Here is a 12,282-nt window from a genome sequence, read left to right as displayed (position 1 = left end):
CCGCGCAGGCGCTGGTGCCCACGGTGCAGGCCATCGTGCAAAGCGTGCAGGCCGCAGCGGTGGTGCATGTCGATGAATCGGGCCTGCGCGTAGCGTCTTGCCTGCAGTGGCTGCATACGGCCGCCACGGCCACCCACACTTGGTACGGCGTGCATCCCAAGCGGGGCATGCAAGCAATAGCCGACCATGGGGTGCTGCCCAACTACGCGGGCACGCTGGTGCACGACTGCTGGGCGCCCTACTGGAGCCTGGAGTGCGCGCACTCGCTGTGCGGCGCACACTTACTGCGCGAGCTGATTTATCAAAAAGAGACCACTGCGCAAGCGTGGCCCCAGGGCCTTATCGAGTTGTTGCTGGCCGCTGACCAAGCCTGCAAGGCGGCGCGTCAGACCGATACGGCACTACAGGCTGTGCAGGTCGAGGTCTTTGCCAGCCAATACCGCGCCTTGGTGCAGGAAGGCCAGGCGCAAAACCTGCCAGCGGCCAAGGCGCTAGGACAACGTGGCCGGGCCAAGCAGTCAGGTGCCTTCAACCTGCTGCGCCGGCTGTTGGAGCGAGAGCAGGAGGTACTGCGCTTCATGCGCGATTTGGGTGTGCCCTTTACCAACAACCTGGCCGAGCGCGCCATTCGCATGCCAAAGGTCAAGCAGAGAATTTCAGGCTGCTTTCGTACCTTGCCGGGCGCGCAGAATTTCTGCACCATCCGCTCCTATCTGGACACCGCGCGCAAGCAAGGCTTTGGCATGCTTCACGCCATGCGCGCCGTCTTCTCGGGACAGGCCCTGGCGCTCGCGTAGGCTGAACAGTCACTTCTCTTTAACATAGGGCTTTTCTTTTCTAACCTTCAACGCTTCCCGCCAGATCATCAAACCCGGCGTTAAGCTAAACAAAATAGGGTGCGGGCCGTTGGGCCCACCGCCTTGCGCGATGGCTGCAAATTTCCCTAGGCGGGAGTTGATCAACGTATCAATCGATTGGACAACCACGCAAAGAAAGCACCGGCAAAAAAGGCCCAAGTGCTCAGTACGAGGAGCGCCATCAGGAATCCCTGCCATGCGAATGGCCGAGGCTGCACCATGGTGCTGAAGTCCATGCCATGGAACAGGCTGTTCATGAAGCCCAGGAACGGACCGGGTGCCAAGGCCCAGACCAGCGCGCACAGGGCATAAAACAGCCCGACGGTGATGGCCAGCGCGAGACCCGTGCGAAGCGGTGTCATGGCATGGGCTCCTTTATTTGGCGGGCGCCGCCGGCATGCGGTCCATCATCATTTTCATCATGGTCTGCATCATCTCCATGCGCTTTTCCATCATCTGCTGGTGCGCGCCCATGTCGCCCGGCATGCCCGGCATGCCCTTCATGCCGCCCTTGCCGGCGCCGGACATGCCTTCCATCATGGCCATGCCGTCCTGCATGGTTTTCATGTGTTCTGCCATCAGCTTGCTGCGCTCTTCAGGGGTCTTCGCGCTCATCATCTTGTCGTGCATGGCCTGCATGGATTTCATCTGCGCATCCATCTTGCCCATCTGATCGGGCGTGGCCATGCTGCTGGCAGACGCGGTGCCCATGGGCATCATCGTCGGAGCCGTGTTGCAGGCGGTCAATGCGATGGCGGCGGTGAGGGCAGCGGCAAGGGGAATGAATCGAAAATGGGTCATGACAGACTCCTGGTTAGGTAACAAAAAATGAATATGGTGTGCGATGCTGTGCCTTGGGTAGGCATAGACGATGCTGGTGCAAGGCTCAAGTCTGCTTTGCGCGCCCGGGGGCAAAAAGCAAACTGGATGGAAATACGAACGCAGGCCACAGAGCGCGAGGCTCAGGGTCAAACGTCGGAAGGCCGCTAAATGGCCAGTCGCGAGAAGCGAACGCGGATGGGCAGCTCAGGCGTGGCTGGCTGCTCCTCATCCAGTTGGCGAAGCGTTGGAACGACGGGTGCTACTCTGCCCCAGAGAACCTGAACGAGGGGCGCTGGACCGGCATCGTTCTGGGCAACCGTCGAGTCCTGCTTGGGGAAAGAGCGCGTGCCATCGTCGCAAACCTTCAAGCATGGCGCCTTGAAGTGCGACTCGCCAACGCCATCAGCAACGGCTCCCGTGTGACCAGGAAATATCACGGATGCATGCGCAGAAGCTTCGGGAGATGCAGCTGTAGCAACGTGGGAGTGCGTTTGACGCGCTTCCAGCAAGCACGCATTCGCAACTCCTGAAGTCAGCGCAAACAGCCACACCAGCAACACCATGAATGCGGTGTTGCGCTTGGCGCGGGTGTTGGAAAAAAGCTTCATGAAAGTTGGGATCGCAGGGATTTCATCCTACGCGCATATGGCTACCAATAATTGATTTACGTCAACAGACGCGGTATCAGCTTACAAGCTCGACAAGTAAACGCCGAGCCCATCAGCCCAAACAAGCCCGAGCAATTCTCAAACCACTGCACGGCGGTGCCCCCAGAAGCGGCCCGATGTGCGCTGAGTTCCTCGAGGCCTGCGCATCAGGAGGTACACCGCCGGAATCACGAACATCGACAGCAGCGGTGCCGTGATCATGCCGCCCACCATGGGCGCGGCGATGCGCTGCATGACCTCGGAGCCCGTCCCGCTTCCCCACATGATGGGAAATAGGCCCGCCAGGATCACGGCCACTGTCATGGCTTTGGGCCGCACGCGCAACACCGCGCCTTCCCGGATGGCGTCCAGCAGATCGGCAGCACTGGTTTTCCCCTGCGCGAGCCTGTCGTCCCAGGCAGACCTCAGGTACAGCAGCATGATCACGCCGAATTCCGCTGAGATTCCGGCCAGTGCAATGAACCCGACAGCGCCGGCAACCGACAGGTTGTAGCTCAGCAGGTAGAGCAGCCAGATACCCCCCACCAGCGCAAACGGCAGCGTGGCCAGGATCAGCAGCGCCTCGTCGAGGCGCTTGAAGGTCAGGTACAGCAGCACAAAGATGATCAGCAGCGTGAACGGCACCACCACCTTGAGTTTGGCCGTCGCACGTTCCAGGAACTCGAACTGGCCGGACCAGGAAATCGAATACCCGGGCGGCAGCTTGACCTTCTCCGTGACGGCCTGCTGCATGTCCTGCACGGCCGAGCGCAGATCGCGCCCCCGGATGTCCACATAAACCCAGCCCGACAGGCGGGCGTTTTCGCTGCGCAGCATGGGCGGGCCATCGGTGATGCCGATGTCGGCCACGTCCGACAGCACCAGGCGCTGACCGCGTTCCGTCACAAAAGGCAGGCGCCGCAGCTTCTCCAGGGAATCGCGGATTTCCCGGGGGTAGCGCACATTGATCGGGAAGCGCTGCAAGCCCTCGACCGTTTCGCCAATGTTCTCGCCCCCCACCGCCAGAGTGATGACCGACTGCACGTCAGCAATGTTCAGGCCAAAACGTGCAGCAGCGTCACGCCGGATGTTCACATCCACGTAACGTCCGCCGGTCAGGCGCTCGGCCAGCGCGCTGCTGACGCCCGAAACATCCTTCAGGATCCGCTCGATTTCACCCGTCAGCCGGTCGATGGTCGCCAGATCGGTGCCGGCCACCTTCACGCCCACCGGGCTCTTGATACCCGTGGCGAGCATGTCGATGCGGTTGCGGATCGGCGGCACCCAGATATTGGAAAGGCCCGGCACCTTGACGATGCGGTCGAGTTCTTCCACCAGCTTGTCCTGCGTCATGCCGGGGCGCCATTGGTCCTTGGGCTTGAACTGGATGGTGGTTTCAAACATTTCCATCGGCGCCGGATCAGTGGCGGTTTCGGCGCGCCCGGCCTTGCCATAGACACTGGCCACTTCGGGCACGGTCTTGATCAGCCGGTCGGTCTGCTGCAGCAGCTCGGCCGCCTTGCCAGCCGACAGGCCCGGCAGCGCCGACGGCATGTAGAGCAGGTCGCCCTCGTCCAGGCGCGGCATGAACTCGCCGCCAATGTGCTGCAGCGGCCAAAGGCTGAGCACCAGCACGACGGCCGAAGCCAGCAGGGTAAGTTTGGGCGCGCGCAGCACCACCTCCAGCATGGGCCGGTAGACCGCGATGAGCAAGCGGTTCAGCGGATTGGCCCGCTCATCGGGAATCCGGCCCCGGATGAGGTAACCCATCAGCACCGGAATCAGGGTGACTGACAGCCCGGCCGCCGCCGCCATGGCATAGGTCTTGGTAAAGGCCAGTGGCGAGAACATCCTGCCTTCCTGGGCTTGCAGCGTGAACACCGGGACAAACGACAAGGTGATGATGAGCAGTGAAAAGAACAGCGCCGGCCCCACTTCGGCCGCCGCGTCGCCGATGACCCGCCAGCGCGCCTCGCCCTGCAAGGTTTTGTCGGGATGGTCGTGGCCCCAGTGCTCCAGGTGCTTGTGGGCGTTCTCGATCATGACCACCGCCGCGTCGACCATGGCGCCAATGGCGATGGCGATGCCGCCCAGCGACATGATGTTGGCATTCACCCCCTGGTAGCGCATCACGATGAAGGCGATCAGAATACCCAGCGGCAGCGAGATGATGGCCACGAAGGCCGAGCGCAGGTGAAATAGGAAGATAAAGCACACCAACGCCACGACAAGGAACTCCTCCAGCAGCTTGTAGGTCAGGTTGTCCACGGCGCGCTCAATCAGCTTGGAGCGGTCGTAGACCGGCACGATTTCCACGCCCTTGGGCAAGCTGGATTGCAAGGAGGCGAGCTTGGCCTTGACCGCCGCAATCGTTTCGAGCGCGTTCTTGCCCGAACGCATGATGATCACGCCGCCAGTGGCTTCGCCCTCGCCGTCCAGTTCGCCGATGCCTCGGCGCATTTCCGGACCGATCTGGATGCGCGCCACGTCACCCAGGCGCACTGAAACGCCGCCAGGGGTGGTCATCAACGGCACCGCCCGGAAGTCGTCCAGACTCTGCAGATACCCCGAGGCCCGCACCATGTACTCGGCCTCCCCCAGTTCGAGCACCGAGCCCCCGGCTTCCTGGTTGGCCTTCTGAATGGCTTCGACCACCCGGGTGTGCGGGATGGCATAAGCTGCCAGCTTGTCCGGGTCGAGCACGATCTGGTACTGGCGGACCATGCCGCCGATCGAGGCGACCTCGGCGACGTTGGGCACGGTTTTGAGTTCGTACTTGAGAAACCAGTCCTGCAGCGCGCGCAGTTGCGAAACGTCCTGGGTGCCGCTGCGGTCGATCAGGGCATACTGGTAAATCCAGCCCACGCCTGTCGCGTCAGGCCCCAGCGAGGCTTTTGCAGCCGCCGGCAAGCGCGATTGCACCTGGTTGAGGTATTCCAGCACCCGCGAACGTGCCCAGTACAGGTCGGTGCCGTCCTCAAACAATACGTAGACAAAGGAGTCGCCAAAAAAGGAGTAGCCGCGCACCGTCTTGGCGCCCGGCACTGAGAGCATGGTCGTGGTCAGCGGGTAAGTGACCTGGTTCTCGACGATGCGAGGCGCCTGACCCGGGTAGGTGGTGCGGATGATGACCTGCACATCGGACAGGTCGGGCAAGGCATCCAGCGGCGTTCTTTGCACCGAGTACACGCCCCAGGCGCTGATCATCAAGCTGGCCAGCAGCACCAGAAAGCGGTTCGCGATGGACCATCGGATCAGACTGGCGATCACCTCTTGCTCCCTGTCGCTGCGGATGTAGCGCCCGGTGCTGAGGCCAGAGGCGTGACTTTTGTCAGCTGAGGCAGCCCGTCCTCGCCCATGTAGAACTCAAAGCGCACCCGCTCGCCGGCTTGCAGGTTACGCGGCAGTTCCTTGGGAGGCGGTGGCTTGAAATCCATGGTCATCGCGCCCCACTTGAGCGAGGCAATAGGTCCGTGCGACAGGGTGATCTCGTCTTTGCCAATGGCTTCGACCCGAGCCTCGCCTTCGTGGCGCGGTGCCGCCGTGGCGGCTGCCGCCTGGGGAACTTCGTTCAACCGGGCTTCCACACCCTTGAGGCTGGCCTCGGAATCGATCAGGAATTGTGACGACACCACCACGCGCTGTCCGGCCTGCAGGCCGGCCTTGATTTCAGTCTGGCCACCACTTTCAATCCCCATCTGAACATCGACCGGCCGGAAGCGCCCGTTGTCCTCGGCCAGCATCACCACCGTACGCTTGCCGGTCTGGATGACGGCTTCGGTCGGGATCAGCAAGGCTTTGTCGGCGCGCATGTCCATGAACTGCATGCTCACAAACATGCCCGGCACGAGGCGCCCGCCTGGGTTGGCCAATTCCATGCGGGCCTTGAGCGTGCGTGTCACTGGATTGACCTCGGGCAGGATGGCCTGCACCTTGCCGTCGAACGTCATGCCAGGTGCAGCCGGACTGCGGGCCTGCACCTTAGCGTCTGGGCGCAGCAGGGCAGACTGGCTCTCCGGTACCTCGGCGTTGGCCCACACGGTGGACAGGCCATTGATGCGAAACAGCGTGGAACCGGCCTGCACCGTCATACCTTCACGCACCATCAACTCCACCACCACCCCGCTGAGCGGTGCCGCCACGGTAATTCGCGTCTGGGTTAGGCCGCTCGCATCAACTTGACGAATCTGCGCTTCGCTCATGCCCGCCTGGCGCATGCGCTGGCGGGCGCCGTCCACCAGTGACGCCAGGTCATGACCCTGCATGCGTTTGATGGCCAAAAACTCTTCCTGCGCAGCCACCCAGTCCGGAACATACAGCTCAACCAGCGGCTGACCCTTGGTGACCCGGTCCAGCGTGGCCCGCACATGCAGGCGCTCAACATAACCGGTGGCCCGTGCCTGGACGGTCGCCTGGTCGCGTTCATTGAACGCAATGCTGCCTACAGCGGAAACCTGCGGCGACAGCGTGCCCTCGGTCACCAGCGCGGTTCGCACGCCTAGATTTTGTTGAATGCGTGGACTGACGGTGACATTGCCCTGGTCGGCGCCACTTTGTGCATAGACCGGCACGAGCATCATGTCCATGAAAGGCGATTTGGCCGGCTTGTCAAACTTGCTGCCGGGCACCATGGGGTCGTGGTAATAAAGAATTTTTCCGCCGGTCATTGGATCGATGTCCCCCGCCTTGAGGCCTGTGGCGATATGGCGGCGGGTCGACTCTTCACCTTCGGCGACGCTCTGAGGGCCGGGCGTTGGCACTGTGGTTGGGCTTGGCGGTGCGTCACCAGGCGTGGCGACTGCAGCCATGCTGCTTCCGTTTTTCAACCCCAGGGTGTACAGGCCGTAACCGGCAGCACCAAGCACGCCCGCAGCAAGCAGCGCGGTAATGAGAAATTTCCTGTTCATGGCAGCTTCCTGGCGATGGTTGCCATATCGTGATCGGGAATCAGGAAATGGAGTTGTGCCCAGGAGCGCGCCGTTTCCATCTCCAGGACCAAAGCCTGCATGCGAACATCAATTTCATCGCGGCGTGCTGACAGCCCGGCAGCCAGGTCGGTTTTGCCACTGCGGTAAGCCGTGAGCATCGCCTCTGAGCGCTGTCGGGCAGTGGGAATGAGTTCATCCCGGTACCGAACCAGCCGCTCCTTGCCCGTCTGCCATTCGTTGAGCAGGACGCGTACCTCGGCTTCGTTCTTGCGCAGCATGTCTTCGTACCTGGCCCTGGCCTCATCGACCATGGCCAGCTTGGCGCTCAACTCTCGGTTCTGGCGGTTTTTGGGGTTCCACTGCAAGGGGATGGATACCCCGATGGAAAGCATGTTGGAGAAGGCTGGGCCGCGCTGGGCGTAACTCGCCTCCACACTGATGTCGGCCTTCTTGTCAGCCTGGGCAAGCCGGGCCTCGGTTTCGGCCACCTCAATTTCGGCGCTTATGACCAACAGTTCGGGATGCCACTGGAGGTGTTCGTTCAGAACGTCATCGTGCAACGGCGTACTTTGCCATTGTGGTGTTCCTGCAAGTGGTCGTTCCGCATCGGCCGCGCCCACCCACCGGGCCAGCATCAAGGAAGCGCTGCGCGACTGGCGGTCAATCTGGCTCAGCCGGTCTTGCAACGTGATCACTGCGGCCCGGGCTGCGAACACGTCAGCCTGGCTACCCCGGTTGGTACGAAAGGCGCTGTCGGCGGCCTGAACCTGCAGCCCGGTTTCTTCTATTTGCTGCTGCAGCAATTCACGCTGGGCTTGCGCGTAATGGCGATCCAGCCAGGCCAACGCCGTGTCCCGCTGCACGTTGACGAACGTCACTTGCCGCTGCGCCTGCACCCGCCGGGCGTCGCGTTCAAACTTTTCCGCCCTGAGCTGGCGTTTCTCAAGGCGCGGAATCTCCTGCATGACGCCAATCCGGCGCATGGTCATGAAGTCACGCGTGAGGCTGAGACGGTCCGGGCCATTGGCCGGCAGGTTGTCAATACCAAGCTTGAGCACGGGGTCGGGCAACTGGCCGGCAGCCACGCCCTGCTCGTGAGCGGCAGTGGTGCGTGCGTTCTGGGCAATCAGTTGCGGGGAACGGCCCACCGCAATGCGCTGCGCCTCCACCAGGGTCAACGGGTCAGTTGCCCAGGACGGGAACCCCATGGCAACAAGCACGGCGGCAACGGCAGCCCGGTAAATCGGAAACGAAATAGACATAAAACCTCCTGAGCACGAATAAAAACCTGCCAATGCATCAGAAATGCATCCAGGCAGGCGTTAAGCGATCAGGGAGGTCAGAGACGAAAGCAGCAGTTCCGGATGGCGACGGGCGGAGCCGTGGTGCGCTTCAGGTGGGGCGCTTGCAATGGCGCTCCCAAAAACACCGGGGCAGTAACCGACAATGTGAAATCGGCCGGCAGAGTAACAGTGACCACCGAGGCAGGCAATTCATACCTGTCGGCAGTTTGCTGCCCGGCCTGGCAGTGTGCCTGACACAGGTTGGGCTGCGATTCGTCCATGGCCAGCGTCATGGATTCAGCGCATGGCATGTCGGCCTCCGCCATCGCCGCAACTTCAGCGACTTTTGATGCAGTGCCCGGGCAAACGTATCTCGCCACCGCCAACTGCATGAACAGCAGGCTGACCAGCGCGAAAAGCACAGTGATCAGGCGATTGCGGCGATTGCGGGTCATGGGCTGAGTTTAATGAATTAAGACTTATTCCGGATCATCATCGGAGAAATCATGACTTACATGAAGACTGCGACCAACAATTTTACCTGAGCCACATCTTGCGCAGTGACCGCCTTGAGCAGGCACGTCCATGCTTTCCAGCAATTGTTGCAGCATGGGCGCGGCTGGGCGGGGTCTTGAGATATTCGATGACGGTTGCCGGCAAACGCAGCCAGAGCAGTGTCGCCAAGGCTTGCGATGGGCATGATCATCGGACCCAGGTCACTGGCAATAATGTTGGCATAAATCATCGCTTCGCGAACGCGCATTGGGCGGAAGAAACTTCGATTGACAAAGGACTGACCAGCACGGTAGGCATGTTGTTCATCACCGATGACAAAGCGGCCGTGAGCAAGCCGTGCCTCTGACTGCGCCCCATACACCGAGTGTGCGAACTGATTGAGCAATCCAGTCAGGTGGCCTGCGTGTCCAGCATTGCGCAGGCCAGTCGATGGCAGAAGAACCAGTCAGCAACAAAACCCTCAAGCCTTGACAAGTCGGGGCCATTCCCAGGACGGTTTGAGTGCCCAGACTCCTAGTGAACTTTTACTGGGTTGCCCAAGTAAAAGGTGCGGGTAAACTTGGAAGCGCTGATCCACTCTTGGAGTGCGGAGCGAGTGGCGCGCAGCATCAATCCGAATCGTTTCCTGGCACTGCAATGACCTGCCACCGCATGAAAAATGCCTTGCGCGAGTGGCGCGACCTGCCGGATGGCGTTCCGGGTCACACGGCGGTCTTTGGCCCCGTTGAGCACACCATGTGTGGCTTGGAGCCCGCATCGGTGACGATAAAGTTCGAACGAGCAAGGCTCTTGCGATTGTGAAGCCTACGAAACCTAGCTTTTCGAAGCAGCTGCGGAATGCACTTCGCTGGCCCGAACTCGCTCTGGCGGGCTTCGCTTTCCTGCTGAATTTTCCATGGGAAATCATCCAGTCGCCGCTGTTCGTAGGCATGGCCAGCATGCCGCACGGCGACGCGTTGCAATACTGCACACGCGCGGCCTTCGGCGATGCGGGAATCATGGTCATCGCCTTCTGGACCGTCGCGGCGGTATCCGGCAGTGGCCGCGGCTGGCTGCAGCAGTCGGGGCCCATGCCAATCGCAATCTTCGTGATCGTTGGTGTGCTGATCACGACCGTCATCGAGGTACTCGCCACGAGCGGGCGGTGGCTTGAGGGATGGACCTACTCGGCCGACATGCCGGTTTTGTGGGGCGTCAACGTCGGCCTGGTTCCCATTCTTCAGTGGATCATCCTGCCCCCGGTGGCCGTCCTGCTCACGCGGCGTCAGTTGCGATCGTGATGATGCCCGACCCGATGTATCGAGGCCCGAAACAGGGAATCCACAGCCTCCGATCCGAGGCTCGGCTGAGTCAAATCGATCAGCTGTTCACGGAGGGCGACGCACTGTACGAAGCGATGCTCGCGTCAATCGATAGCGCCAACACCGTCGTGCGCATGGAGAGCTACATCTTCGCCAGCGACGATGTCGGCTGGAGATTCGCCCAGGCGTTGGTGAAAAGCGCTGCTGCGGGCGTCGATGTCCGGGTGCATCTGGACGCGGCAGGTGCCTGGGGCAGCACATCGTCTTCGCTGCAGCGCTACCTGCGCGACCACGGCGTGCAACTGCGATGGTTCCATCGCTGGAGTTGGCGCGAACCGTTGCGCTACAACCGGCGAAGCCACCGCAAGCTGCTCGTTGTCGACGACCGTGTCGCGTACGTCGGCGGGTTCAATATTCACCGGGAGAGCTCGCGCCAGTGCTACGGCGAGTCGCGGTGGCGAGACACGCACGCGGAAGTTTCTGGAGCTTTGGCAGCCGATGCAGCGTACCTTTTCGACGCGTTTTGGCGAGGCCACCGCCGCTGGACGCCGGTTGAGCGCGATGTGCGCGAGCTGCAACTCGTCTCGAACCACTCGCGAGCCTGCCGGCATCGCATTCGCTGCCTCTACGCCGAGGCGTTCCAATCTGCCAACGAGCGCATCTATCTTACGACGCCTTACTTCGTTCCCGACCTGTCCACCCTGCACCAGTTGATGGCCTGCGCGCGTCGAGGCGTCGACGTACGATTGCTGGTCCCGGCAAAGAGCGATGTGCCGATCACGAGATGGGCGGCGCACGCGCTCTACGCGTCACTGATGTCCGCCGGCGTGCGCATTTACGAGTACCTGCCACGCATGCTCCACGCAAAAACCGTGGTGGTCGACCGACATTGGGCCACGCTCGGGAGCGCCAACTTCGACTACCGCAGCTTCTTTCTCAACTACGAGTTGCTGCTCGCGACGACTGCACCCGATGATTGCGAGCGCCTGCATCGGCAGTTCTGCGAGGACATATCCGCCTCGCGCCTGATCCATGGCGACAGGTGGTCCGGGCGGTCCTGGACGAATCTGCCACTCGAAGCCATCGGACGAGCTTTGCGCCGCTGGCTCTAGAAGACCAACCCGGAACACGAAGGAGCCTAAGGTGTTGCCTGGGGCAACTCAGGCAGAAAGTTGCAGCGACTGCAGATTCACAACCGCGGGCGTGTCAACTGTCCGCTGACAGATTTTGATCGCATTGCACTCACGCTCCAGGTGAAGTGCTCATAAACGCCCGACCAGTACAGACCGAACGCAAAGCCGAACAACAGCTCTTCAGTGGGTATGCCGTACACCAGCCCTACTTTCAATGCGGGCAGGTTCCAGACTGCGGCGATGTAGCCCGGCGCGAACCCCTTCAATCCCAGCATGAACACGGCGTGCAAAGCGAGGAAAAGAAGGCCACCAACGAAAGACTTGCGCCGCAGCTCCGGGCAACAGAGATTCGATGCGACCGCGCCCAGCACCAGACACGCGAGCACCGCGTAGATCGGATTCCAAGGCAGGACGCAGCGCGGCACAAACGTTGCGGATGGCAACAGCATTGCCCATCGGTGCAGGCAGTGCTGCAGCGCCTGGCGTAACGCGGCACTGGCTGGCACAAGGTCTCGTCCGGCGAGGGCGTCGTACAACACTGTGCCGGTGCCCCCGAGAGCAAAAGAAAAAATCAGGCTCTCGATGTCGAATCCGGTGCGTTGGGCCAGATTGAAGAGGCTGGGCGGATTCCAGTATTCAGGCACGAAGATCAGCTCCGTGAGCCCGAACAGCGTGATCGCGAGATTGGCGGCCACATGACCGCACGGAGTGGCGGCCGGGCCATGTAGAGGACAGCCCAGAAAATCAGAAAGGCGCTTGACCAGATGAGCCAAACGTAATGCTGCTTCACCGCGC

The 12,282-nt window shown here is 61.5% G+C and carries 11 protein-coding genes and 1 pseudogene; 3 read left to right on the top strand and 9 right to left on the bottom strand.

Annotated features, from left to right (window positions below; genetic code table 11):
* A partial coding sequence (gene tnpC, locus EC86_RS27490; RefSeq protein ID WP_232229771.1) for an IS66 family transposase occupies positions 1-797 on the top strand: 797 nt, incomplete at its 5' end.
* Positions 798-958: 161 nt separating this feature from the next.
* Here the strand turns inward: tnpC and EC86_RS0103080 are convergent.
* From EC86_RS0103080 to EC86_RS30520, 8 genes and pseudogenes are all read right to left on the bottom strand, one after another.
* On the bottom strand, positions 959-1,219 hold the full coding sequence (locus EC86_RS0103080; protein WP_029524233.1) for a DUF5676 family membrane protein: 261 nt from the start codon (positions 1,217-1,219) through the stop codon (positions 959-961).
* A gap of 13 nt (positions 1,220-1,232) precedes the next feature.
* Positions 1,233-1,658, bottom strand: coding sequence for a hypothetical protein (locus EC86_RS0103075; RefSeq protein WP_029524232.1), 426 nt, complete (start codon positions 1,656-1,658; stop codon positions 1,233-1,235).
* 185 nt (positions 1,659-1,843) lie between these two features.
* The gene (locus EC86_RS0103070; protein ID WP_029524231.1) at positions 1,844-2,287 is read right to left on the bottom strand and encodes a hypothetical protein; all 444 of its coding nucleotides are present in this window, start codon (positions 2,285-2,287) and stop codon (positions 1,844-1,846) included.
* A gap of 138 nt (positions 2,288-2,425) precedes the next feature.
* The gene (locus tag EC86_RS0103065; RefSeq protein WP_029524230.1) at positions 2,426-5,596 is read right to left on the bottom strand and encodes an efflux RND transporter permease subunit; all 3,171 of its coding nucleotides are present in this window, start codon (positions 5,594-5,596) and stop codon (positions 2,426-2,428) included.
* The gene (locus tag EC86_RS0103060) at positions 5,593-7,233 is read right to left on the bottom strand and encodes an efflux RND transporter periplasmic adaptor subunit (RefSeq protein WP_029524229.1); all 1,641 of its coding nucleotides are present in this window, start codon (positions 7,231-7,233) and stop codon (positions 5,593-5,595) included. Before EC86_RS0103060 ends, EC86_RS0103065 begins: the two co-directional genes overlap by 4 nt.
* Entirely contained in the window at positions 7,230-8,516 is a 1,287-nt protein-coding gene (locus tag EC86_RS0103055) for a TolC family protein (protein WP_029524228.1), read from the bottom strand. Before EC86_RS0103055 ends, EC86_RS0103060 begins: the two co-directional genes overlap by 4 nt.
* Positions 8,517-8,593: 77 nt before the next feature.
* A complete protein-coding gene (locus EC86_RS0103050) occupies positions 8,594-8,992 on the bottom strand; it encodes a hypothetical protein (RefSeq protein WP_029524227.1) in 399 nt (132 codons plus the stop codon).
* A 196-nt stretch (positions 8,993-9,188) separates the two neighbouring features.
* Positions 9,189-9,477: pseudogene (locus tag EC86_RS30520) on the bottom strand (ArsB/NhaD family transporter); the annotation flags it as partial.
* A gap of 373 nt (positions 9,478-9,850) precedes the next feature.
* Here EC86_RS30520 and EC86_RS0103040 point away from each other — a divergent pair.
* Both EC86_RS0103040 and EC86_RS25850 read left to right on the top strand, forming a co-directional pair.
* Positions 9,851-10,333 (top strand): hypothetical protein, encoded by a 483-nt coding sequence (locus EC86_RS0103040; RefSeq protein ID WP_036771764.1) that lies wholly within the window; start codon positions 9,851-9,853, stop codon positions 10,331-10,333.
* Positions 10,333-11,466, top strand: coding sequence for a phospholipase D-like domain-containing protein (locus tag EC86_RS25850; RefSeq protein WP_232229769.1), 1,134 nt, complete (start codon positions 10,333-10,335; stop codon positions 11,464-11,466). Before EC86_RS0103040 ends, EC86_RS25850 begins: the two co-directional genes overlap by 1 nt.
* A 77-nt stretch (positions 11,467-11,543) precedes the next feature.
* On the opposite strand, the gene EC86_RS25845 is transcribed toward EC86_RS25850, so the two are convergent.
* A complete protein-coding gene (locus tag EC86_RS25845) occupies positions 11,544-12,260 on the bottom strand; it encodes a lycopene cyclase domain-containing protein (RefSeq protein ID WP_198026749.1) in 717 nt (238 codons plus the stop codon).
* Positions 12,261-12,282 lie beyond the last annotated feature (22 nt).

It is taken from the genome of Polaromonas glacialis (assembly GCF_000709345.1).
GTDB classification, from domain to species: domain Bacteria; phylum Pseudomonadota; class Gammaproteobacteria; order Burkholderiales; family Burkholderiaceae_C; genus Polaromonas; species Polaromonas glacialis.
This window is presented reverse-complemented; position numbering and strand designations above follow the sequence as displayed.